Below are 21,891 nucleotides of genomic sequence, written 5' to 3'. Positions count from 1 at the left end.
ACCGGCCCATCAGGCGGCCCTCGTCTCGGCGCCCAGCAGGCCGGAAACGTACTCGTCCAGCGCCGCCATTGGGATACGACGGGAACCGCCGATGCGCAGCGAGCGGACCGTGCCGGAGGAGAGGAGTTCGTAGAGCTTGCTCCGTGAGATGGACAGTGCGTGTGCCGCTTCGGGAACGGTCAAGAGGAGGCGCGGAGCGTTCATGAGACTTCCCCGGTCGCCGGAGGGAGTGGGTTCCGTATTGCGTCGAGTTGGGCGCGCCGTTTGAGCGCATCGCCCACAGAGCGCAGTAGGCGTAGTTCGCGAGGAGGGACGTCCGGGTCAGTGGGACGGGCGAGTTGCCATGCGAATTCGTTGCCGGCCCCTGCTTGCCGATCGGAGTCCGCCGAGGGATCGACGCCGAGCACGTTCAACACCCAGGCAAGGCGGTCGGCCTTGTGATCGGTCAGGGTTTTCCCGGACCACTTGCGCGAGACCAGGACGCGGCGGCCCGCGTAGCCCAGGTGTTCGCGCTTGTGCGCCTTGGAAGAGCAGTAGCCCGGTCGGAGTCCCGCCTTGGCGTCCTGCGGCTGGACGCCGTAGCGCAGCCAGTTCGCGCAGCGAGGTGAGCACGGTTCGAACCGCAGTACCTCCACGAGCCGTTCCACGTGCCGACCCTGCGCGGTGCTCTCGACCGCGTGGCATTCGTGGATCTCCTTGGTCAGGTACTTCGCCAGGTAGCGCACGCACCGGTCCGCGTCGGCCGAACCCGCGACGACGCCCTTGGCGTCCACTTGGGGACCGAAGCGGCACACGTGCATGGGTTCGGCGTCCGTGTCGGCGTCGAGTGCGTCCAGGGCCGCATCCCAGGTCGGCAGGATTTCGCCCGTGGCCGGGTCGAAGTAGGTTCCCGTTCCGTCGTCCCACGCGGGCACGTGCGCGCCCTCGAACCGCACCACGTCCGCCTTGGGCCACCACACCTGGTGGTAGGTCGCCGCCGCGATCTGCCGCAGCTCGGCGCGCGGGACGGTGCCCCGTGTGGCCATGTGCAGATGCGGAGCCAGCCGCCGTTGCGGTTCCACGGTCGCGAAGTACTGGACGTCGAAGCCGACCACGCGGCGCAGGTTCTGAACGAACCGGTCGACCAGCTTGGAGAAGTGCAACGCGTCGCGCGCCGCCCGCCGGTAGTCGTAGGACGCCGGGTCCACCGGGGTCCCATCGGAGCGCACTCGCCCGTAGGTGTCGCAGGTCAGCGTAAGGAACAGCGACGGGCGGAACTCCCTGCCGTCGGTCGGATCGGTGTAGGTCCGGCCGACCGTGCGCCGGACCATCGGGCGCTTGGGCAGATCTGGCGCGTCCTGGCGGCGACGCGTCGAGCGCACGCGGCGTGGTCTTGCTTCGGTTCCAGGAGCAGGGGCGACCCTGCCGCGCAGGCCCGACGCGGTAATGCCCTGGTCGAGGTCTGCCAGCACCGCGTCCAGTTCGGCCAGCTCCCCGTCATCCACCGTGCCCGAGGAGGCAGCGGCGTCGCGCTCAGCAGTCACAACGGCGCGCCACTCGACCCACCACGACTGGAGATCGCTGGGAGAGTCGGGGACAACAGTGGGTTCCTCGGTGAGGTGCCAGCCCTCTTCGCACTGCGAGCGGCGTAGCGACCGCTTGCGCTTCGCACACGGCGGGCAACGGGATTCCAGGGTGGACCCGCAGGGGACGTCCACGATGTCGGAGCGCCCCGTCTCCTGATCCGTACGCCGCAGCGGGACCGGACGGACGCACACCCCGTTGTCGGCCGCGACCTGCTCGGCCACTTCACGAGCCAAGGGGTGCGCCATGCGTTCGGCACGCGTGGTCTTGCCGGTCGGAGTCGGCATCAGGCACCACCGGCCTTGGCGCGAGCGTCGTCGAGCTGGCGGCGCGCGTTCTCGGCCACGGCGCGCGCTTCCTCGTCATCCGGGGTACTGGCCGCGATCCGGGCGAACAACGCCGCTTTGCGTTCGAAGAACGCCACGTCAGTGGTTGGAGAGGCCGCATTGGCGGCCCGGTCGCGAACCTCGGTCAGGAACGCGCTCACGTCGCGGGCACTCACGCGGCCCGTCTCACTGGTCGTCATAGGATGGACGCACCTCTTCTGTCGTTCATCAGTCGCCAAGCTGGGGAAACGGGGAGAGTCAAGGGGCGGCCGGATGCGCCAACATCGGGCCGCCCCGCTTCAGGTGTCAGGCGGAGTCTTTAGCCGCAGCACGCCGACCGGCACCGCCCGGAGCCTTGACCCCGTGCGCGCGCAGCGAGTAGGCGACCCGAGGGCGCCGACCGGAGTCGTCCACGTAGGCGACGACCGCCATGCCGTCGAACTCGACCGGCCGGAAGGGCAGATCGGGCACCTCGTCCGGAAGGGTCGGGCAGTTCTGGGCGGCCACCTTGACGCGGACCGACTTCGCCTTTCCCCTCGCTTCGGGATCGGCGTCGATCACGTCCACAGCCCACAGCGGCAGCCCGGACACCTTGTCCGTCTGTGGACGCTTGGTCTCGAAATCCGTGATCGGTTCCACGGTCAGCGCGTATGCGCCGTGCGGGAAAACCGCACCGAACGCGACCGGCAAGGGACCTCGAATAGCCATCACAAATCGTCCTTTCAGATAGTCACTCAATCGCTTGACCGATCAAGTGGTCCGAATGTACTCGGCCGCACCGATCCGGACAAGTGGCGTCCGACCAGTGCGGCCGTTCAGCTCAGGTCGGTGTACTCGAAAACGGGTTCCGCCAGAGGCGAGACGACGACCTCGGCCACCACAACGCCCCTGTCCGAGGTGTCGTACAGCACCGCAAAGGCGTGGAGTACCGGCGACCCGTCGTCCAGTTTCAGCGCCTGCGCCTGTTCCGCCGTCGCGAACCGCGCAGCAAGGCGCTCCACGACGCGATCCGTCCGAATCGCCCGCTCGGAACTCAGATGTTGGCGGACGCTCACACGCAGCAGCCTTGAATGCGCGAGCTGCGTCTCCTCGGCGACCTCCACGGGGAACCAGAGTGACACGACCGCCTTGGGCGCTCCGTCGTCGTGAACGAACTTGCGCCGCAGGAGGAGCGGCGTCCCCTCAGGGACACCGAGAGCGAGGCAGACGGGTGAGGGTGCCTCGCGTGTCTCTGCCGATACGAACTCGGCCCCGGCGGTGTCCTCTGGTTGGACGAACTCCGTTTCACCGATTCCCCGCCGCGTCTCAGGGTTCCGAGGGACGGCCTTGACGAAGGACCCGCGTCCGTGCTCTCGGTCGATCCACCCCTCGGCGCGAAGGATCTGTAAGGCCCGCACCACGGTCGTGCGCCCCGCCCCGTACTCACGCACCAAGGCGCTCTCCGAGGGCAGTTGCTCACCGCGCCCGAACTCGCCGTGCCTTATCCGATCTTTCACCCCGGCTGCCACAGCCAGATACTTCGGCGGCTCGAACTCCACCGACACCACGATCACCTGTCCGCTCTATCACTTGACCACTCGACCACTCTAGTGCGCGGGTCCAGCGGAAGGAAGCGAGGAATCAGCGTCGTTCCATTCCCTGGCTCACCGTAATGAGTTACAAATTAGAGGAAGTAAGTTAACCCATTTGAACTGTGGTTTTAAGTAATGGGCAGTGTAAGTCTGTAAATATTCTGTAGTGAGGTGTTGGACTTGGGAAACGGTCAGCGTCCACAGTGGGTGCCCTACGGCGTGGAGGTCAGGCGTTTGCGCGTCAACATGGGCCTCTCACAAGCGAATATGGCCAAACAGCTACACATCTCCAGCCCAGCGGTAAGCAGCTTCGAGAACGCTACGCGCGTCCCCAGGCGCCAGACGGCCGAGGCGCTGGACTCCGTACTCAGTGCCGATGGATCACTCATGCGCCTATGGGTGGAGACCAGCAACGTCGAGGCGTATCCAAGCTGGATGGCCGACCTTGTTGAAGCCGAACCCGTGGCTACATTCATCCGCGAACATCAGTTGGCGCTGATCCCTGGCCTGATCCAAACCGAGGACTACGCCCGTGCGATCTATGAGGCGGGTAACCCCCTGAGCTCTACCGAGGAGATCGAACGCCTGGTAGAGATGCGAATGAAGCGGCAAGCAGTCCTCACACAGTCCGCCCCACCCACGCTGTGGTACGTGCTCGACTACGCGGCCGTGGCCCGCCCGGTCGGCGGACCGACCGTCATGGCCGAACAGCTCGCACGCCTCATCGAACTGGCCGAGCAGCGCCGCGCACACTTCCAGGTCATACCGTTGGACTATCCGAGGCACCCGGACCTGACGAGTTCGTTCAAGATCCTAAGCTTCAAGGACAAACCCGACGTGATGTACACCGAGTCCCGCTCGCAGGGAACGATGTCGCACGACTCCAAGGAGGTCTCGGAGATGAGCGTCATCTTCGGAAGCCTCCAGAGCGCGGCGCTCACCGAGCCTGCCACTCTCGACCTACTTCACCAGATCAGGAGGGACTTCAATGGAACTTGACTGGCACAAGTCCAGCTACAGCGGAAGCAACGGCGGCGACTGCCTGGAAGTCGCCGAGGCCCCGAGCGCCGTCTACGTGCGTGACACGCAGAACCGGGAACTCGGGCACCTGGCGTTCGACCCCGAAGCGTTCGCCGCGTTCGTCCAGGAAGTGAAGGCCGGTCGCCTGTAGTCGAGGTTCGGCAGGCGAGACCCGCTATGCCACGGCTTCGAGTATCCGCCGGCTCCACCTCCGCGCGATCGCCCCGACGTACGATGACACGCTGATAGGCGTTGGCTGCCGAATTGCGCCATATGAGATCAAGACGCCCGGCCGCGCTGCGCGCGTCCGGGCGTAGGTCGTGGGTGACGGCGGGACGGTCGCGCTTGCGGACACACCCGCTGCGCGCCCGACTCCGTCGGGTGCTCGCGTGCGGCCCGCAGCGCTCCCGCCCCGCCTCACGCCCGCTCGCACCGTCCCAGGCGAGCAGTGCCGTCAGCTCTCTCCCCATGGCTCAACACGGCCCCGCACATCAGCACACCGTGCGCTGTGCGAAGCCCTTGGGGAACCGGCGTGCTCGGGTCCCGTGGCACTCGATCGCGCGATACCGACTGTCTGTGGCTCAGGCCCCAGCGCGATCGAGCACCACGGCCCGAGAACCGTGCGCACCCGCCGCTGTGGTTTCTGAGTGTGCCGCTTGAGGTAGCGGGAAACCTGACGTTCTCGGCACCAGACCGCCAGCCCGACCGTCGCGTGACAGGAGTGGGCGGGAAGCTGCGAAAGCGCGCCGAATTCTGCTAACACCGTTGCTAACAACGACCACGGACACGCTTGGACGAGGTGAGGCGGCGACCCCAACCGGCCCCAGTCCAAGAGACTGCGGCGGATGACCATAGACAGTGGTGATCTGCCTCGTAATGCGTAGGTCATCGGTTCGATTCCGATAGGCGGCTCCAGCAAAGCCCCAGGTCACCCCGCAACAGCGGAGCGACCTGGGGCTTTCTCCGTGTCCGGCGTGGGCCACCGCGTGGAATCCGTGCCGCCCGGGTCGCTTGTCGAGAATGGGGCCGCGGCGCGGTCGCGGGGGCGCCGGACCGTGGGGCGGCGTGGAACGATCGGGTGATGATCGGCTTCATGGCGCCGCAGGACATCGCCGACCGCACGACCGCCGCGGTCGACGCCGCTGTCGGGGCGGGGCGCGACCTTGGTCTCGACGTGACCGACGCCGCGGTGCTCCACGACGTGTTCTCCGTCGTCGTGCACCTCGCGCCCGCGCCGGTCGTGGCCCGGATCCCCACCGTGCTGCCCCACTATGCGGACCCGGACTCCGTGGCGCGCCGGCAGCGGGCGGAACTGGACGTGACACGGTGGCTCGCCGACCAGGGCACACCCGTGATCCCGCCCAGCGCCCTCGTGCCGCGGGAACCCGTTCGACGCGGCGGGTTCTCGATGACGTTCTGGGAGTTCGTCGCCGACGACCGCGGCAGGGAGCCCGACTATGAGGCGAACTCCGAATCGGTCGCCGACCTGCACGCCGCGATGCGCGCGTACCCGGGCCGCCTGTCGTTCCTGGACGCCGCCGAACCGCGGTTCGTCACCGAGGGTCTCGCCCTGCTCGACAAGCGCCCCGACCTCCTGGACCCGGACGATCTGGACCGCGCGCGGCGCGAATGGCAGGTCCTGGAGCCGTACGTGCAGACGCGCGCGGCATTCGAAGCGGCGTTCCCGGGGATCGACCTCCAGCCCATCCACGGCGACTCCCCGCCAGCGAACATCTTCGCCGGGGTCGACGGGGACCGCTACTCCGACTTCGAGCTGGTCACGCTGGGCCCCGTCGAGTGGGACCTGGCCGCTCTCGGGCCCGACCTCGAAGCCGCCTACAACCGCGGCGCGCGCCGCAACGGCCAACGTCAGCTGGACGAGAGGGTCCTGGCGTTCGTGAACGGCGTCGGGATGCTCCGCGCCATCGCGTCCCTCGCGCTCGCGCCGCAACTGCCCGCGTTGGTGGACTACATCGGGCCGGCCGTGGACGGCTGGCGGACCATGCCGTTCGCCGGCGGCATGGCCGACTGAAACCGGCGGCAGCGCGCCCGACCCCGGACGATGGCCCCGCGCGCATCCGCCCCCGGAACGGCGTTGCCGCCGCGCGGCCACCGCGCGGCCGCCCCTAGGACGTCGACCCGCCGCGCGTCCGCCGCACGCGCGTGACGACGCGCGGGGGACCCTCCCGCCGCCGCTGCTGCCCACGGGGTGCGGGCGGCGGGTGGGGGCTGTGGGAGCGGGCCGGGTTCGGACAAATGCGGACGATCGGCGAAACACGCTTCTCGTGGGGCCGTGCCGGGTTATCTTCCACTAAAAGGAGGCGCCGTGCCGAAACCACCACGCTACGTTTCACGGTCCGACCTCGGGTGGGGCAAGTCCCCCGCCGCCGGAGCCAACCCCCGGTCCGGCCTCGTCATCCACTACGACAGCATCGACCAGGGCCTCGCGGGCAAGGCCCATTCCGCGTGCATCACCTACTGGAAGGCCACCCGGGAGTTCCACACCGGCCCCTCACGCGGCTGGGCCGACATCGGCTACTCGTTCCTGTGTTGTAGTCACGGCCACGTCATCGAGGGGCGGGGGTTGCGGAAGGTGCAGGCGGCGCAGCCGGGTGGGAACTCCACCTACTACTCGGCGACCCTGGCGACCGGGCCGCGCGACGAGATCACCGAGGCGCAGATCGACGCCGTGCGCGCGCTCCGCCAATGGCTAATGGAGCCCGACACCTCCATCGCCGGGACGGTGAAGGGCCACCGCGACTTCATCTCGACGAGCTGCCCGGGCGACAAGGCGTACGCCCTGGTCAGGAACGGCACATTCAAGCAGCCCCCCGGATCAGGGGGAGGGAGTGAGGACGACATGGTCGGACTGCGCAAGGGCGACAGCGGCGAGCGTGTCAAGTACCTCCAGGTCGTCCTGGCCGACGCGGGCTTCTCCCCGGGCGAGGTCGACGGCGACTACGGCGCCTCGACCGCCGCGGCGGTCCTCGCCGCGCGCAAGTCGCGCGGCAGTAAGGAGACCTCCGGCGACAAGATCACCGGGTGGGCCGCCGCCCAGATCATGGCGGCCCACGCCGTCAAGCTCGGCGGCTGACCTCCCGTCGTATAGCGGGTAGCGGGGCCCTGGTCTGCGGGACAGCGGGGCCCCGCTCGGGTGTTCAGGTGCGGTGCAGGCTCAGGCGGACCCATGCCGCGCTCGCCGGGACCGAGATCAGGCCGCACAGCACCGCGTAGCGCATCTGCACGAGGGCGTCGCCGCTGCACGTCGCCCCGCCGTACTCGGGCCAGCTCGGCGTGCTCAGTGCCTCGTACATGCCGTCCGAACAGGTGCGGCCCGGGTCGCGGGGGTCTTCATCGCCGCCACCCCAGGCGAAGACCGGGCCGAGCAGCAGCACCGCCGCCGCGAGCAGCGCGGCGGCGGCGACCAGGCCGCTGAGGTACGTCAGCCCTTCGCGCAGGTTGCCCTGCCGGCCGGGGCCCTGAGCGTCCCCGCGCGGTTCCTCACTCATGCCGGTGCCCGTTCCACTCCGCGTCCATCGCACCGCGTATCCAATCAGCCACCGGCCCCGCCCCGAAACCGACTCCTCGCGAGCGCGGCGGCCGCCCGATGTCTCCGGCCGCCCACCGGCTCCCCGCAACAGCGGCGGCCGCCCGGTGGCTCCGGCCGCCGGCGGCGCGCGGGGATCAGGGGTGGGGGAGGGTGGTGCGGAGGTCGGGGAATGCGGCGAGGTAGCCGTCCAGGAGGGTGCGGGCCGTCGTCACGGAGTCGACCAGGGGGTGGTTGGCGAACGCCCGCAGCGCCAGCGTGCGCGAACCCGAGTGCACCGCCTTGATGACGTCGCGCTCCACCGACTTGACCGCGTGGACCAGCGACAGCTGGTGCCCCGCCAGCGGGGCGACCGCCAGCGGGCGGGCGCCGTCCGCGTCGACCAGGCAGGGGACCTCGACCACGGCGTCGTCGTCCAGGCCGGGCAGCGCGCCCCGGTTGCGCACGTTGACGATGAGCCGCCCGGGCTCGTCGCGGGTGATCGCGCGCATCACCGCCAGCGCCACCTCCTCGTAGCCGCCGCCGTCGAGGTCGGCGGCCTCGCGCTCGATCCCGCCCGCCGCGCGGCGGTTGTCGGCCATGTAGGACGATTCGCGCTCCAGCCGGGTGCGGTCCCACAGGGTGAACGCGTCGCCGGGGGTGGCGGCGGCCTCGTCGTAGAAGGTGTCCTGCTGGGCGACGATCTGCTCGCCCCGGGTCGCCCCGCCGCCGCCGACGGTCGCGGCGATCGCCGCGTGCGCCTCCCGCGCCATGTAGTAGTAGTGCAGGTACTCGTTCGGCAGCGCGCCGATCGCCCGGAGCCACTCGGCGCCGAACAACTGGCCCTCCTCGAAGGAGCCGAGCGCCGCCTCGTCGGCGAGCAGGTCGGGCAGCACGTCGCGGCTGCCGACGCGGAGCCCGCGCAGCCAGCCGAGGTGGTTCAGCCCCGCGTAGTCGAAGCGCGTCCGCGCGGGGTCGAGGCCCAGGGCGCGCGCCGCGCGCCGGCCCAGCCCCACAGGGGAGTCGCAGATCCCGACGACGCGGTCGCCCAGCACCGCCGACATCGCCTCGGTCACCAGCCCGGCGGGGTTGGTGAAGTTCACGACCCACGCCTCGGGGGCGTGCTCGGCGATGGCGCGCGCGATCGTCCTCGCGACGGGCAGTGTGCGCAGGCCGTAGCTGATCCCGCCGGCGCCCACGGTCTCCTGCCCCAGCACGCCGGCGTCGAGGGCGACGCGCTCGTCGAGCACACGCCCCGCGGCGCCGCCCACCCGGATGGCGGAGAAAACCAGGTCGCAGCCGCGCACCGCGGCTTCGAGGTCGGTTTCGGCGCGCACGGTGAGCTTCGGTTCGCCGTGCGCTTCGCGGTGGGCGTCGCGCTGCCGGTCGAGTACGGCGCCGATGGCGCGCAGCCGCCGCGGGTCGGTGTCGAACAGGACGACCTCGTCCACCACCGCGTCCGCGCGCGCCGAGTCGGCGAGGAGCGCGCGGTGTACCAGCGGCACCCGGAATCCGCCCCCGCCGAGGATCGCCAACCGCATCTCCGCCGCCCCCTTGTCCGCGCCTGCGTCCGTGCCCGCGTTGGTGCCCGCCATCGGCGGCGGGCCCAGCCGCCGGTGCCGCGCGCGGCACCGCCGCGCGCGTCCTCACCGTAGCGGTCGGCACCGCACCGGGGCGGACCCCGGGGTGCCCGTACCGCGCCGCGGCCGGGCGGCGCCCGGAGCGGGCCGGACACACGGTGTGACTACGGGGAACACGATGGAGCAAGCGGAGAGACGGGCACCGCTCGCGCGGCTAGGCTGCATTTCTAATCACCTGATCCGCGACGACTGCTGGGAGGCGCTATGGCGACGAAGGGACGACCGGGCGGCAATGAGGCCGCGAGGCGATCCGCCGCCGCCCGTGACAAAGACGGGGCGAGCGGCCCCGAAAGCGAGTACGACAAACTCGAATCGACCCCCCTGGTCGGCGAACCCCAGGACGTGCTCGCGGGCGCGCGCGAACCCGACAGCCCGGCCGTCGACCTCGCGCTCAGCGGCACGGTCTTCTTCGACATCGTGCTGACCGGGCTGGCGGCGCCCCCGTCGAGCGGCACCGAGGTCGACGCCGACGGCATGGGCTCCTGCCCCGGCGGCATCGCGAACCTCGCGGTCGCCGCGTCGCGGCTGGGGCTGCGCACGGCGGTGGCCGCGGCGTTCGGCGAGGACGTCTACGGCGACTTCTCCTGGGAGACGCTGGGCGACCAGGAGATGGTCGACCTGTCGGCGTCGCGCCGCATCCCCGACTGGCACTCGCCGTTCACGATGTCGCTCGCCTACCGCGGCGACCGCAGCATGGTCACCCACGAGCACCCGTCCCCGGTCCCGCTGAGCGAGCTGGCGCGCGAGCTGCCGCAGGCGCGGGCGGCGTTCGTGAGCCTGAGCCCCGACGAGGAGCTGCCGGCGTGGGCGCTGGACCAGGTCAAGGGTGGCGCGAAGATCTTCGCCGACGTCGGCTGGGACGTCTCCCAGGAGTGGTCCACAGCGGTGTTGGAGCAGTTGCGGCACTGCCACGCGTTCGTCCCCAACGCCATCGAGGCGATGTCGTACACGCGCACGGGCAGCCCCGCTTCGGCGCTCTCGGCGCTCTCGGAGCACGTCCCGGTGGCGGTGGTCACCGACGGCCCGCGCGGCGCCTTGGCGGTCGACCAGACCACGGGTGAGACCGCCCAGGTCGAAGGGCTCGTCCTGGACGCGGTCGACACCACGGGGGCCGGCGACGTGTTCGGCGCGTCGTTCATCGTCGCGACGCTCGCCGGGTGGAGCCTGGAGCGGCGGCTGCGGTTCGCGAACCTGTGCGCCTCGCTGTCGGTGCAGCACACCGGGGGGTCGCTGTCGGCCCCGGGGTGGGCCGACATCGCGGTCTGGTGGGTGCAGGTCCACGGCGACACCAGCGACCACGGGCGGCAGCTCGCGTCCGACTACGCGTTCCTCTCCGAGCTGCTGCCGATCTCCTGGCTGCCCACCGATCAGCGGCGCGCGAGCGCCACCATCGGGCTCCGGCACTGAGCGGCGCCGCCCCCGCCGCTGCGGCGGGGACGGCCGGTGGGGGCGGGGGTCAGCGCTGCCGCTGGAACCAGCCCCACACCGCGGTCGCGGCGAACAGGATGAGTCCGACGATCGCCAGCCAGAACAGGCCCTTGATCACGAATCCGAGGATCGTGAGCACGAGCCAGACGGCGAGCAGGATCAGGATGAGCTGAAGCATGCGGTCCCCTCGTCATAGGCGGAGGCGTCGGCGCCGACCCGCCGCCCGCCTCCGCGGAGCCGACTACCCCGGTCGCGGTCTGCTAAGCGGATCCGGTCCGCGACACACGGAAGGGGGTCCTCCGCCGAGGCGGGGGACCCCCTTCGTCGTGTACCGCCACCGGCCGGACCGGTGGGACGGTGTTCCTAGGGTTTCGGCGGCGTGTCGGACGCCCCGGGTGAGCCGTTGCCGTTGTCCTCTTCGGAGGGGCCGGTGACGATCTGGAAGTCGCCGTCGTACTCCTGCGCACCGCTCACCACGGCCGCCGTGACGACCTCGTTGGCCTTGTAGCCGCGGATGATCAGCGGGTCGCGGCGGAGGTCCTTGATGAGCGCCGCACACAGGACCAGCATGACGAGTGTCCACGGCGCGGCGACCAGGATGGTCAATCGTTGCAGCCCGTCGAGCGCGTCCTGCTGGCCGGCGACCATCATGATGGCGGCGACCGCAGCCATGACGACGCCCCAGAAGATGGTGATGAACTTGTTGGGCTCGTTGGCGCCCCGCTGCGACAGGGTGCCCATGACGATCGACGCGGAGTCGGCGCCGGTGACGAAGAAGATCGCCACGAGCACCGCCACGACGGCGCTGACGAAGCCCGCCATGGGGAAGTTCGCCAGCAGTCCGTAGAGCATGCCCTCCTGGCTGCTGCCGTCGCCGTAGATGTCGACGCCCTTGGTCTGGAGGTCGATGGCCGTGCCGCCGAGGATGGCGAACCAGACCAGGCTGACCACCGAGGGCACCAGGATGACCCCGGCGACGAACTGGCGGATGGTGCGGCCGCGGCTGATCTTGCCGATGAACATGCCCACGAAGGGCGTCCAGGAGATCCACCACGCCCAGTAGAAGACGGTCCAGGAGGTGAGGAAGCCGCTGATGCCCTCGCCGCCGCTGGCCTCGGTGCGGGCCGCCATGGAGAAGAAGTCCTGGAAGTAGTTGCCCAGGGCGGTGGGGATCATGTCGAGGATGTAGACGGTGGGCCCGACGATCAGCAGGAAGAGCAGCAGCAGCGCCGCCATGCCCATGTTGATGTTGGACAGCCACTGGATGCCCTTGTCGATACCCGACACCGCGGACGCCACGAACGCGACCATCAGTGCGGCGATGATGCCGACCAGCAGGCTGATCCCCAGCGTGCTGACCCAGCCGAGCTGCTGGAAGCCGCCGGCGATCTGCAACGCGCCGAGGCCCAGCGAACAGGCCGAACCGAACAGGGTGGCGAAGATGGCGAGGATGTCGATCAGCTTGCCGAGCGGGCCGTTGGCCGCCTTCTCGCCGATGATCGGGATGAACGCCGCGCTGATGAGCTGGCGGCGGCCGCGCCGGTAGGTGCCGTAGGCGATGGCGAGGCCGACGACCGCGTAGATGGCCCACGGGTGGAGGGTCCAGTGGAACAGGGTGGTCGCCATCGCGGTGGCGGCTTCGGCACCGCCGGTGCCGGGGGGCGGGGTCGTGAAGTGGCCGAGGGGCTCGGCGACACCGAAGAACATCATGCCGATGCCCATGCCGGTGGCGAAGAGCATCGAGATCCAGGAGATGGTGTTGTACTCGGGCCCTTCGTCGTCGCGGCCCAGGGTGATGTTGCCGTACTTGCTGAAGGCGAGCCACAGCGAGATGACGACGAACGCAGAGGCGGAAAGGACGAAGCCCCAGCCGCCGAACTTCATCAGCCCGTTGAGCATGCTCTGCGAGGTCGCGGCGAGGGTGTCGGGCGAGAAGGCGCCCCACGCCACGAAGCCGAGGGCGAGCACCCCGGCGATGATGAAGACCACCCAGTCGGTGACCGGGCGGCTGTCAGCCTGCGACGTCGCCGGCGGCTCCCAAAGGAGCTCTTCGGTCGTGTAATTCTCACCGGTGGTCGACGTGACCGTCGACCCGGTGCCGTTGTTCGTGCCCGCGCCCTCGTTCTCGGACCGGGCACGCTGATCGTCTACCGCCACAGTGATTCGGCGCGCATGGCGCCGCCTCCTCTCAGGCCAGAATTTTTCTCACGTTCGCATACGCCGAACTCTCGGGGGATGGAGAGGGGTGCCCGTGCGGACGTCGGGTCGGGGCTGGATGAACACCGACTACGCAGGTCACTCCGTACCCGGAGCGCGGGTATGACGAACCTTCCTCCGCTGGAATCGTGTCCAACTCGGTACGTTCAGTTATGCATGTACCGGCTGATAGCGGACGAAACGGTCACTCTACGTTAAACAGAGTGTGAAGGTGACACCGCTATCGGCCAGCCTCCTTCGACCTTGGCGGCCTGGCCGGGGTTTCGCCTGGTGAGCCACTCCTGACGGCTCCGGACGTAGTCGTCGGCCCAGGCGATCTGGCGCTCGTGGAGATCGGCCAGGGTCAGGGCGGCGATCTCGGGACGCCGGGCGCCGATCTCGCGCGCCACCGCCAGCGCCGCCGCGGCGTCGGCCGTGGCGGTGTGGGCGTCGCGCAGCTCGACACCGTAGAACGCGCACATGGCCCCCAGGTTGCGCGGCCCCCGCCGGAACGGGTCGACCCCGCGGTCGATGACCAGGGGGTCGACGATGGGCCCCGGCGGCGCGCCCATGCGCTCGGCGAGCGACTTCATGCCGCGCCGCGCCAACTCGGCGTCGAGGACGCCGAGGTCGTAGGGCGCGTTGAAGATGGTCAGGCCCGTGCCCGCGGTGAGCAGCGCGGCGAGGGTGTCGGCGATCTCGGTCAGCGCGTCGCCCGCGGGCATGCCCTCGGCGCGGGCGCGCTCGGTGGTGATGCCGTGCACGGCGATCGCCTCGGCCGGGATCTCCTGCTCGCCGGGGTCGACCAGCCACGTGCGGGCGGCGCCGGCGGAGTCGACCAGCGCCGCGGACACCAGGAACGCTTCGCGCGGGTTGTTCGACGAGGTCTCGCAGTCGTACCCGGCGAGGTCGAGCGTGTGCCACCCCAAGTGGTCGCCGCGCGGCGGCGGGGTGGGCCGCGGCTCGTGCTCGGCGCAGTAGGTACGCCAGCGCGCGTCCTCCTTGACGACGACGCCGGCTTCGGCCGCGACGTTGGCGCCGCAGGTTCGGCAGGGTCCGGGATAGCGGTTTCGCATGGGTCCCCGTCCTCTCGATCACCGCAATCGTAGGGGCGGGTACCGACGGTTCAGCGGTGATACCACGCAGGCGGAGTGGACGTGAACGCATCGTTACCGGACTGGTGGGAGATCGTGCGGTGGTGCATAGTTCGCCCCCATGGGGTAGATGCGGAACGGGTAGAAGGAAGGAGCGTGCGGGACCACCGCGCTTCGAGTGTCCGGCGGCGGCCCGCGGATCCGCGCGCCGACCGGCCGGAGGAAAGGAACCACTGTGAACCCGGATACTCACGGGAACCAGGAGGTCCAGGGGAGCCTGGACGAAGCGGGCCGCCAGTTGGAACTGGCGATCCACGACTCCCGCGTCGCGTTCGACTGCATCGCCCTCGAAGACCTGGAACGGGCGCACACCAGCGCGATCACCGCGCGCGCGGCCGTCGACGCGGCCGAGTACGCACTCCGCGTCGAACTGGAGCGCCGCACGGCCGACGAGGAGGACGCCGGGTCGGGCTGACCGGCCGCGCAGTCGGCCGCGCGCGGGCCCCGTCCCGTTCGCGGCCGCAGGCAGCCGGACCACCCGCATCGAACGGGTGTTCTATTCCGGGGTATACTGGCGGCATGGCGGAACAGCAGCAGCCCGCGGCCCGCTCCGGCTACCCGCCGGGCCACTGGCCCGCGGGCGTCCACCCGCCCGGGGCCGAGACCTTCGAGCAGACCGCGGCCGTCTGGCTGTTCGACCAGGTGCCGCCCGACTACCGGCTGCACGGCGTGCTGCGCCGCTACCCCGTGGTCCTCGCCCGGCTCGCCTGCGAGCACATCACCGCGTGCCTCGAAAGCGCCCGCGCCGGCTACCGCGCCGCGCGCGTCGACCTCGGCGCGCACCTGCCCGCGCCGGCGCTCGACCAGGTCATGGAGGTGTATCTCACCGAGGGCCGGCGCCTCGCCGCGACCCTGAAAGAGGCCGAGGCGCTCGACCGCGCCCTGCGCGGCGCGGGTACCGACGGCGCACCGGCGGCATGAGCGGGCGCCCGCCGCACGGTCAGGCGCCCACCCGCACGGCCACCAGGGTCGCCGTCCCGGTGTTGATGAGCTGGTGGCCGCCCGAGGCGCCGAGCACCCGGGCCTTGCCTCGGGCGAGCTCCTGGACCGCCAGCAGCGCGCCGTCGGGCCCGGTCACCACCAGGTGCGCCTGCCCGCTGACCAGCGCGAGCACCTCGGACCTCGCCTCGGTGCGGCCGGCGCGCGGGCGGTCGGCGGCCAGTTCGACGAACGCGTTGGGCCGCAGCGCCACGACACTCACCCGCATCCGCCCCGAGACCCCGCGCCGGGCGGTCCGGGGCGCGGGCTGCCACCGGTCCGCGCGCCGCGGCCACAGGGTGGGCCGTGCGAGCGCGTCGGCGGCGGCGCGCGCCGCCGCCGCGAGGCGCCCGATAGTCACGGTGTCCCGGGCGGCGAGGTGGGCGTAGCCGCTCGCGGCCCCCGCCAGCACGATGTCGCCGATCCCGGCGAGATCGTCCACGGCGGGGCCGGCGGTCCCGGCCGCCTGCGGGCGCGCCCGGGCGGCGTCCTCGTGCTCCGGACGATGGGCGGTGCGTGCGCGCGGCGGTGCTGCGACGGTCGACGCCGGGGTGCTGTCAGGCAACGGAGATTCCTTCATGCGGGTCACCCGCCGCGCGCAGAGCGCGGCGCCGGGGTGACGAAGCTGCGGAGAGACAAAGCTGCTGAGAGGGCCCGGAGCCGCGGACGGGCCCCGGTGTGCGGTCGCCCTCGCACGGCCGCACAGGGCGGGCCGGACGCGGGGCGGGAGACCGGGCGGTCGGCGGATGCCGACCGCGGAAGCCGAACACTGGCGCGCGAGGCGCCGGCGGGTCCTTCGCTCAGCGAAGGCCGGGCACGGGGTTCAGCGACAACATGAAGGCAGCGGACACAGGGCCTCGGCCACGGGGCGGCAGGCCATGGTGGCCGTGCGAGCCGTGATCGGCCGGGCGTGCTGTGCGCGCGGATGCATGCACAGAAGCACACCAATGTGCGGGGGCGATGTCAAGCCGAACGGCGTGTCCCGGGGTGTCGGACCGGGCACACCGTCTCAGGCGCCTCGCTGCGGCAGAGCGCCGGGGCGCGCCCGGACGAGGTTACGGATACCGGCCCGGGGGCGTCCGGCCACGACCGTTTTCGGCAAACGCATTGCGGTTCCGCCGTATCCGGTGGTCACATTGGAAGCTGCCGGGGCGCGCACACCGAGGCCGCGTGCGCGTCGAGCCCCTGCGACAGTGCGGCGGGGGCGGCCCGGCAGCCACAACACGACGGCGGCACGGTCCGGAACCACGCGCCCGGAATCCACCGCCCGCCGACCGGGACGCTCCGGAGGTGACCACTTGGGGGACGCCGGTCCCGAACGCCCCGACGACCACCACGAGCGCGGCCCCGGACCAGGGGCGGGCGCACTCGCGGCGCAGCTGTTCGTGCGCGGCGTCGTCGTCCTCGCCGCCGGGGTCATGGCCGCGGGCTTCGTCGACTGGCGCGCCGGGGTGCTCGTCGGCGTGCTGGTCGCCCTCAGCTACGTCCTGCTCGCCACCCTGTCGGCGCGCATCCCCGCGCCCTATGGCCGCGGCCGGCTGCTGCGCGTCCTCCAGTCCGCCGGGTACCACGTGCTCTCCGACGGCGGTTCGCGCCACCTCGCCATCGGCCCGGCCGGGGTCTTCCTCCTGGAGACCAGGGTGTGGCGGCACGCGGTGTCGCGCGGCCCCGACGACTGGTACATCGGGCAGATCCCCGCCAAGCGGGTCGTGGAGCGGATGGTGGGCCACGCGCTGCGCATCGAGCGCCGCCTGCACCTGCCCGACATCTGGCCGGGGACGACCATCATCCCGGTGATCATGGTCGCGGGGCGGCTGCCCGAGCCGGTCATGCGGGCCGACCGCGCGATCATCGCCCGCCCGCGCGGCGCCGTCGGCTACATCAGGGAGCGCCCCACGGCGCTCGACACCGCCGAGATCGAGGCCATCGCAGCCGAGGCCCGTGCACTGTCGGCGTGAACCCGGCCCTGTGCAGGGATCCGGCGAAAGCGATGATCTTGGCCCTCGAAACGTCTAGGGTCCCTCTGGGGAGACACCGGGCTCCGGCATCCCGGCGAACACGCCGACCACACCAGGGTCTTCGACCTTCGCCGGAGGGGGTTTTGAACCTTCGCTCCAGGGGGTGTTTCCGGGAGTCGCGGTGGAGGGGCGCGCCGGTGTCTGGACTGAGGAGCGGGGTGCGACCGAGGTACGAGGGAGCGCCACGCGACGAGGGAAGACATCGGCCTGAAGCGCCCCGGAGCCGCGACGACCAAGCAAGCACAGGAGTCGCGATGGGGGCGCGCCGGTGTCTGGACTGAGGAGCGGGGTGCGACCGAGGTACGAGGGAGCGCCACGCGAGGAGGGAAGGCATCGGCCTGAAGCGCCCCGGAGCCGCGACGACCAAGCAAGCAAGAGGGGCGCGCCGGTGTCTGGACTGAGGAGCGAGGTACGAGGGAGCGCCACGCGACGAGGGAAGGCATCGGCCTGAAGCGCCCCGGAGTCGCGACGACCAAGCAAGCGGGGGACCTACTGGATTTTCAAACGGACGACGAACTGGTGGCGGTGCTGCGTTCCGGGCGGGTGCCGGGGGAGCGTGCCTGTGCGCTGCTCATCGACGCGCACGGCGACGCGCTGTACGAGCGGTGCGCCGCCCTCGTAGGCCGCTCGGACCTGCTGACCGCGGTGCTGCGCGACACGCTGGTGGTCGCGCGCGCCCACATCGGCCGGTTGGCCGACCCGTCGCGGCTGCGTGAATGGCTGCTCGCTCTCGCCGAGGCGGAGTGCGCCCGCCACCCGGTCGGCGGGGACGCGGATGCCGGCCCGCCGGAGTCCGGGCCGGGGCCGTCGCGTGCGCCCGGGGGCGAGTGGCCGGTGGAGCTGCGGCTGCGGGTGCTCAGCGGCGTGGCCGCACCCGCGCTCGCGGGGTACCGGGCCCACATAGCGGCGCGCGCCAAGTGTTTCGACGGGGACGGGTTCCCCGTCCCCGCGCGGCCCGCGCGGCCGACCCGCCCGTCGTCGTACCTGCTTCCCGGGCTTTTCGTCGGCCTGTGCGCACTGCTCCTGCTGCTGTTCGTGCTGGCGGAGATCGCCGGTATCGGGCCGGGGCTGCTCACCGGCGGGTCGGCGCGTTCGGCCCCGCTGAACTGATCCGGCGGGGCCCGCTCCAACTAGTCGATCTTGATGTGGGTGGTGTCGCCGTGGACACCGGCCTCTTCGGCGCGCTTGATCGACGCCACGATCTCCTTCTCGGCGTCGTGGCGCCCGACCCAGCTGGCCCCTTCGACGGACTTGCCGGGTTCGAGGTCCTTGTAGACGGTGAAGAAGTGCTCGATCTCCAGCCGCTCGAACTCGTTGACGTGGTGGATGTCGCGCAGGTGCTCCATCCGCTGGTCGGTGGCAGGGACGCAGAGCACCTTGTCGTCGCCGCCCGCTTCGTCGCGCATCCGGAACATGCCGATGGCGCGCGCCTTGATCAGGCATCCGGGGAAGGTGGAGTGCTTGAGCAGCACGAGGGCGTCGAGCGGGTCGCCGTCGTCGCCCAGAGTGCCCTCGATGAACCCGTAGTCGGCGGGGTAGCTGGTCGATGTGAACAGCATCCGGTCCAGTCGGATCCGGCCCGTCTCGTGATCCATCTCATACTTGTTGCGCTCGCCCTTGGGGATCTCGATCGTGACGTCGAATTCCATACTGTTCTCGACTCCCATTACGACTAGTGTCGCTACAACGGTTCAAACGGCCTCATGCAAGGCCCAGGGAAGGCAGGTCCGAAGAGGATGCGTCAGGTCCGGGCCCGTGCGCTTCTCACCTTGGCCTTGCTAAACATATTCGTGCTGGTGGCCGCCGTGGTCGCCGGGGACATCATCGGGTCGCGCCCGCCGGAGACGACGCCGTTCCCCGTCGCCGCTGCCGAGGAGGCTCCGGCGCCGGCGGCGACCGACGCCCCGGAGGCAGAGCCCGACCGGCTCGCGGACCGGCTCAATGGTCCCATGTCCCGGTCGGGCATCAGCGATGGGCTCTCCGGTTACGTCGCCGACGCCGCCACCGGCGACCGGCTGTACGACCTCGACGCCGGCAAGGGCCTGGTCCCCGCGTCGACCACGAAGATCGTCAGCGCCGTGTCGGTCCTGCACTCCGCGGGTCCCGATGAGCGTGTCGAGACCAGGGTCTACCAGGGGGGTTCGGCCGGCGAGATCATCCTGAAGGGTTTCGGCGACCCCACCCTCACCGAGACCGTGCGCCCCGACGAGTACCCGCGGGTCGCCACGCTCCAGGAGCTCGCCCAGTCGACCGCGCGGGAGCTGCGCGCAGCGGGCGTCGAGTCGGTCCGGTTGGGCTACGACGACACCTTCTACCCCGGGCCCGACATGGCGCCCGGGTGGAAGCAGGGCTATATCGACGAGGGCAGCGCCGCAACGGTGCACGCGCTGATGCTCGACGGCGGCCGGACCGACCGCCTCGACCACTACAGCGAGCGGGTCGGCGACCCCCCGAAGCAGGCCGCCGACGCGTTCGCCCGCCAGTTGGACGAGGCCGGTGTCGCGGTCGAGGGCGGGCCGTCGGCGGCGGAGGTGCCCAAGAGCGAGAAGCCCATCGCCTCGGTCTCCTCGGCCCCGATCTCGGCCCTGGTCGAGAAGATGCTGGTGGAGAGCGACAACAACGTCGCCGAGGCGCTCGTCCGCCAGGTCGCCATCGCCGAGGGGAAGCCGCCGTCGTTCAAGGGCGGCTCCGAAGCGGTGGAATCCGTCATGGCGCAGCTGAAGATCCCCGACGTCAAGGTCAGCGACGGCAGCGGGCTGTCGGTGCGCAACGACATCACACCCAAGGCGCTGGTCGACCTGCTGCTGCTGTCGGCCGACCCCAAGCGCCCCGACCTGCACTACACGCTCACCGGCCTGCCCATCGCGAACTTCACCGGCACCCTGACCGACCGCTACAGCGAGGAGAGCGGCTCCGGTGCGGGCGCCGGCCTGGTCCGCGCCAAGACCGGGACCCTGAACGGTGTGAGCACCCTCGCAGGGGTCGCCTACGACGCCGAGGGGCGGCTGCTGGTCTTCGCGTTCATGGCGAACGACCCCGCTGCGGCGGGCTCGGCGCTCGACACGTTCGCCGCCGCCATCGCGCAGTGCGGCTGCTCCTGACCGGGCGGTCTCCGGGGCACCCCTGAGGAAACCCCGAAATCGCGGTCGAAACCCGTGTGGACGGGTCCCAGTGGGTACGGTGAGAAGTGTGACTCTGATCGACTGGGACGTAGCCGTCAACACTGGTACCCGCCTCGTGCGCCCCGGCCCCCAGGTGGACCTCCCTGAGGCCCGCCAGGCGGTCGAGCAGCTCCGCGAGCTGTCCGTTACAGCGCAGCACCACGTGCGCGAGTTCACCGGCCTGGTTCCCCTCGAACCGGGCGGGGCCGCGGTGGTGGTCGACCGGCCCGGGTGGATCCGGTCCAATGTCGCCGGATTCCGGGTCGTGCTCGAACCCATCATCGAGCAGCTCGCCGAGCGGCGCGGCGGCCCCGCTGCGGCCGGCTCCGTGGGTTCGGTCACCACCATGGTCGGGTCCAAGGTCACCGGCGTGCAGCTCGGCGCCATCCTGTCCTACCTCGCCGGCCGGGTGCTGGGCCAGTACGAGCTGTTCCTGCCGCCCGACCCCGACGGCAAGGCGCCCACGGGCCGCCTCACCCTGGTCGCGCCCAACATCGTGCACACCGAGCGCGAGCTCGCGGTCGACCCCCGCGACTTCCGCCTCTGGGTCTGCCTGCACGAGGAGACCCACCGGGTGCAGTTCACCGCGTCGCCCTGGCTGCGCGACTACGTCCAGGAGCAGATGCGCGAGTACCTGCTGTCGACCGACATCGACGCCGCCCAGTTCCTCGACCGGCTGCGCGCCGCGGGCGAGGCGGTCGCCGATGTGGTGCGCGGCAATGAGGGCAACGTCCTCGGCGCCTTCCAGAGCCCGGCGCAGAGCGAGATCCTCGACCGCATCACCGCGGTCATGACCCTCGCCGAAGGGCACGGCGACTTCGTGATGGACGCGGTCGGCCCCGAGGTGGTGCCGTCCGTCGAGGAGATCCGCGCGCGGTTCCAGCAGCGGCGCGAGGGCGGCAACCGCATCGACAAGATCATCCGGCAGCTCATCGGCCTCGACCTCAAGATGAAGCAGTACGCCGAGGGCGCCGCGTTCGTCCGCGAGGTGGTCGGCGAGGTCGGCATGGCCGAGTTCAACCGGGTGTGGGAGTCCCGCGAGACCCTGCCCACGCTGAAGGAGATCCGCGACCCCGGCCTGTGGATCAACCGCGTGGTGCGCACCCAGGAGCTCGCCGCGGCGCCGGTGCCCGCCGCCGCCACGGCGGGCGCCGACACCGGCACCGCGCCCGGCGGAACCGGGGCCGACACCGCGACCGGTGCGGACGCCGACACCCCCGGGGGTTCGTCGCCGTCCGACGCAGCGGCGTCCGACACGCCCGAAGCGGCCGAGGTCGACGCACCCGGCTCCGACGCACCCGGCTCCGAGG

General features: G+C 71.0%; 22 protein-coding genes and 1 pseudogene. 11 read left to right on the top strand and 12 right to left on the bottom strand.

The annotated features are described in order from the left end of the window. Nucleotides 1-9: 9 nt before the first annotated feature. The 5 genes from CLV63_RS25270 to CLV63_RS25250 all read right to left on the bottom strand — a co-directional run bounded on the left by CLV63_RS25270 (nt 10) and on the right by CLV63_RS25250 (nt 3,442). On the bottom strand, nt 10-204 hold the full coding sequence (locus CLV63_RS25270) for a helix-turn-helix domain-containing protein (RefSeq protein WP_106585708.1): 195 nt from the start codon (nt 202-204) through the stop codon (nt 10-12). Further along, nucleotides 201-1,850 (bottom strand): replication initiator, encoded by a 1,650-nt coding sequence (locus CLV63_RS25265; protein ID WP_106585707.1) that lies wholly within the window; start codon nt 1,848-1,850, stop codon nt 201-203. The genes CLV63_RS25270 and CLV63_RS25265 overlap by 4 nt, the downstream gene beginning before the upstream one ends. Next, nucleotides 1,850-2,089 (bottom strand): hypothetical protein, encoded by a 240-nt coding sequence (locus tag CLV63_RS25260; protein ID WP_106585706.1) that lies wholly within the window; start codon nt 2,087-2,089, stop codon nt 1,850-1,852. Before CLV63_RS25260 ends, CLV63_RS25265 begins: the two co-directional genes overlap by 1 nt. Nucleotides 2,090-2,195: 106 nt before the next feature. Beyond that, nucleotides 2,196-2,597 carry a plasmid replication, integration and excision activator gene (locus tag CLV63_RS25255; RefSeq protein ID WP_106585705.1) on the bottom strand — a complete coding sequence of 134 codons (402 nt, stop codon included), beginning with the start codon at nt 2,595-2,597 and terminating at the stop codon, nt 2,196-2,198. Between the two features lie 107 nt (nt 2,598-2,704). Continuing rightward, nucleotides 2,705-3,442 carry a GntR family transcriptional regulator gene (locus tag CLV63_RS25250; RefSeq protein WP_106585704.1) on the bottom strand — a complete coding sequence of 246 codons (738 nt, stop codon included), beginning with the start codon at nt 3,440-3,442 and terminating at the stop codon, nt 2,705-2,707. A gap of 198 nt (nt 3,443-3,640) precedes the next feature. On the opposite strand from CLV63_RS25250, the gene CLV63_RS25245 reads away from it, so the two are divergent. From CLV63_RS25245 to CLV63_RS25230, 4 genes are all read left to right on the top strand, one after another. After that, nucleotides 3,641-4,459 (top strand): helix-turn-helix domain-containing protein, encoded by an 819-nt coding sequence (locus tag CLV63_RS25245; protein ID WP_146165657.1) that lies wholly within the window; start codon nt 3,641-3,643, stop codon nt 4,457-4,459. Further along, nucleotides 4,449-4,631 (top strand): DUF397 domain-containing protein, encoded by a 183-nt coding sequence (locus CLV63_RS25240; protein ID WP_106585702.1) that lies wholly within the window; start codon nt 4,449-4,451, stop codon nt 4,629-4,631. Before CLV63_RS25245 ends, CLV63_RS25240 begins: the two co-directional genes overlap by 11 nt. A 930-nt stretch (nt 4,632-5,561) precedes the next feature. Next, on the top strand, nt 5,562-6,512 hold the full coding sequence (locus CLV63_RS25235) for a phosphotransferase (RefSeq protein WP_106585701.1): 951 nt from the start codon (nt 5,562-5,564) through the stop codon (nt 6,510-6,512). Nucleotides 6,513-6,806: 294 nt separating this feature from the next. Continuing rightward, nucleotides 6,807-7,574, top strand: a complete 768-nt coding sequence (locus tag CLV63_RS25230) for a peptidoglycan recognition protein family protein (protein WP_106585700.1) — start codon at nt 6,807-6,809, stop codon at nt 7,572-7,574. 64 nt (nt 7,575-7,638) lie between these two features. Here the strand turns inward: CLV63_RS25230 and CLV63_RS25225 are convergent, their stop codons facing one another. Both CLV63_RS25225 and CLV63_RS25220 read right to left on the bottom strand, forming a co-directional pair. Continuing rightward, entirely contained in the window at nt 7,639-7,989 is a 351-nt protein-coding gene (locus CLV63_RS25225; protein WP_106585699.1) for a hypothetical protein, read from the bottom strand. Nucleotides 7,990-8,164: 175 nt separating this feature from the next. Next, nucleotides 8,165-9,601 (bottom strand): 6-phospho-beta-glucosidase, encoded by a 1,437-nt coding sequence (locus tag CLV63_RS25220; RefSeq protein ID WP_245929046.1) that lies wholly within the window; start codon nt 9,599-9,601, stop codon nt 8,165-8,167. Nucleotides 9,602-9,850: 249 nt separating this feature from the next. Between CLV63_RS25220 and CLV63_RS25215 the strand changes: the two genes are divergently transcribed. Then, a complete protein-coding gene (locus CLV63_RS25215) occupies nt 9,851-11,053 on the top strand; it encodes a carbohydrate kinase family protein (RefSeq protein WP_106585698.1) in 1,203 nt (400 codons plus the stop codon). 49 nt (nt 11,054-11,102) lie between these two features. Here the strand turns inward: CLV63_RS25215 and CLV63_RS33290 are convergent, their stop codons facing one another. From CLV63_RS33290 to CLV63_RS25205, 3 genes are all read right to left on the bottom strand, one after another. Further along, nucleotides 11,103-11,252 (bottom strand): DUF4175 domain-containing protein, encoded by a 150-nt coding sequence (locus CLV63_RS33290; protein WP_146165656.1) that lies wholly within the window; start codon nt 11,250-11,252, stop codon nt 11,103-11,105. A 185-nt stretch (nt 11,253-11,437) separates the two neighbouring features. After that, nucleotides 11,438-13,231: a BCCT family transporter gene (locus tag CLV63_RS25210; protein ID WP_106585697.1), complete on the bottom strand. Its 1,794-nt coding sequence runs from the start codon at nt 13,229-13,231 to the stop codon at nt 11,438-11,440. Between the two features lie 254 nt (nt 13,232-13,485). Then, the gene (locus tag CLV63_RS25205; RefSeq protein WP_106585696.1) at nt 13,486-14,346 is read right to left on the bottom strand and encodes an exonuclease domain-containing protein; all 861 of its coding nucleotides are present in this window, start codon (nt 14,344-14,346) and stop codon (nt 13,486-13,488) included. 253 nt (nt 14,347-14,599) lie between these two features. Between CLV63_RS25205 and CLV63_RS25200 the strand changes: the two genes are divergently transcribed. Both CLV63_RS25200 and CLV63_RS25195 read left to right on the top strand, forming a co-directional pair. Continuing rightward, nucleotides 14,600-14,839 carry a hypothetical protein gene (locus CLV63_RS25200; RefSeq protein WP_106585695.1) on the top strand — a complete coding sequence of 80 codons (240 nt, stop codon included), beginning with the start codon at nt 14,600-14,602 and terminating at the stop codon, nt 14,837-14,839. Nucleotides 14,840-14,943: 104 nt separating this feature from the next. Next, nucleotides 14,944-15,345: a hypothetical protein gene (locus CLV63_RS25195; RefSeq protein ID WP_106585694.1), complete on the top strand. Its 402-nt coding sequence runs from the start codon at nt 14,944-14,946 to the stop codon at nt 15,343-15,345. A gap of 19 nt (nt 15,346-15,364) precedes the next feature. Here CLV63_RS25195 and CLV63_RS25190 read toward each other — a convergent pair whose 3' ends face one another. Then, nucleotides 15,365-15,967 (bottom strand): hypothetical protein, encoded by a 603-nt coding sequence (locus CLV63_RS25190; RefSeq protein ID WP_245929045.1) that lies wholly within the window; start codon nt 15,965-15,967, stop codon nt 15,365-15,367. A gap of 733 nt (nt 15,968-16,700) precedes the next feature. Here CLV63_RS25190 and CLV63_RS25185 point away from each other — a divergent pair. Both CLV63_RS25185 and CLV63_RS25180 read left to right on the top strand, forming a co-directional pair. Continuing rightward, nucleotides 16,701-17,360 carry a hypothetical protein gene (locus CLV63_RS25185; RefSeq protein WP_245929044.1) on the top strand — a complete coding sequence of 220 codons (660 nt, stop codon included), beginning with the start codon at nt 16,701-16,703 and terminating at the stop codon, nt 17,358-17,360. 579 nt (nt 17,361-17,939) lie between these two features. Then, entirely contained in the window at nt 17,940-18,530 is a 591-nt protein-coding gene (locus CLV63_RS25180; protein WP_211301458.1) for a sigma-70 family RNA polymerase sigma factor, read from the top strand. Between the two features lie 20 nt (nt 18,531-18,550). Here CLV63_RS25180 and CLV63_RS25175 read toward each other — a convergent pair whose 3' ends face one another. Next, nucleotides 18,551-19,069, bottom strand: coding sequence for an inorganic diphosphatase (locus CLV63_RS25175; protein WP_211301466.1), 519 nt, complete (start codon nt 19,067-19,069; stop codon nt 18,551-18,553). Between the two features lie 147 nt (nt 19,070-19,216). On the opposite strand from CLV63_RS25175, the gene dacB reads away from it, so the two are divergent. Both dacB and CLV63_RS25165 read left to right on the top strand, forming a co-directional pair. Then, nucleotides 19,217-20,521, top strand: a complete 1,305-nt coding sequence (gene dacB / locus CLV63_RS25170) for a D-alanyl-D-alanine carboxypeptidase/D-alanyl-D-alanine endopeptidase (protein ID WP_342751438.1) — start codon at nt 19,217-19,219, stop codon at nt 20,519-20,521. Nucleotides 20,522-20,615: 94 nt separating this feature from the next. After that, nucleotides 20,616-21,683 (top strand): annotated as a pseudogene (locus CLV63_RS25165) (zinc-dependent metalloprotease); the annotation flags it as partial. Between the last annotated feature and the right edge of the window lie 208 nt (nt 21,684-21,891).

This window comes from Murinocardiopsis flavida, from assembly GCF_003014485.1.
In the GTDB taxonomy this organism is placed as follows: Bacteria; Actinomycetota; Actinomycetes; order Streptosporangiales; family Streptosporangiaceae; genus Murinocardiopsis; species Murinocardiopsis flavida.
Note: the sequence above shows the minus strand (reverse complement) of the source record. Positions and strands in the feature narration are given on the sequence as shown.

Excerpts from the sequence above, each read along its gene's own strand:
- CLV63_RS25240 (WP_106585702.1), top strand. The coding sequence starts at position 4,449 with ATGGAACTTGACTGGCACAAGTCCAGCTACAGCGGAAGCAACGGCGGC.
- CLV63_RS25265 (WP_106585707.1), bottom strand. The coding sequence starts at position 1,850 with ATGCCGACTCCGACCGGCAAGACCACGCGTGCCGAACGCATGGCGCAC.
- CLV63_RS33290 (WP_146165656.1), bottom strand. The coding sequence starts at position 11,252 with ATGCTTCAGCTCATCCTGATCCTGCTCGCCGTCTGGCTCGTGCTCACG.
- CLV63_RS25260 (WP_106585706.1), bottom strand. The coding sequence starts at position 2,089 with ATGACGACCAGTGAGACGGGCCGCGTGAGTGCCCGCGACGTGAGCGCG.
- CLV63_RS25205 (WP_106585696.1), bottom strand. The coding sequence starts at position 14,346 with ATGCGAAACCGCTATCCCGGACCCTGCCGAACCTGCGGCGCCAACGTC.
- CLV63_RS25195 (WP_106585694.1), top strand. The coding sequence starts at position 14,944 with ATGGCGGAACAGCAGCAGCCCGCGGCCCGCTCCGGCTACCCGCCGGGC.
- CLV63_RS25175 (WP_211301466.1), bottom strand. The coding sequence starts at position 19,069 with ATGGAATTCGACGTCACGATCGAGATCCCCAAGGGCGAGCGCAACAAG.
- CLV63_RS25235 (WP_106585701.1), top strand. The coding sequence starts at position 5,562 with ATGATCGGCTTCATGGCGCCGCAGGACATCGCCGACCGCACGACCGCC.
- CLV63_RS25255 (WP_106585705.1), bottom strand. The coding sequence starts at position 2,597 with ATGGCTATTCGAGGTCCCTTGCCGGTCGCGTTCGGTGCGGTTTTCCCG.
- CLV63_RS25220 (WP_245929046.1), bottom strand. The coding sequence starts at position 9,601 with ATGGCGGGCACCAACGCGGGCACGGACGCAGGCGCGGACAAGGGGGCG.
- CLV63_RS25225 (WP_106585699.1), bottom strand. The coding sequence starts at position 7,989 with ATGAGTGAGGAACCGCGCGGGGACGCTCAGGGCCCCGGCCGGCAGGGC.
- CLV63_RS25215 (WP_106585698.1), top strand. The coding sequence starts at position 9,851 with ATGGCGACGAAGGGACGACCGGGCGGCAATGAGGCCGCGAGGCGATCC.
- CLV63_RS25270 (WP_106585708.1), bottom strand. The coding sequence starts at position 204 with ATGAACGCTCCGCGCCTCCTCTTGACCGTTCCCGAAGCGGCACACGCA.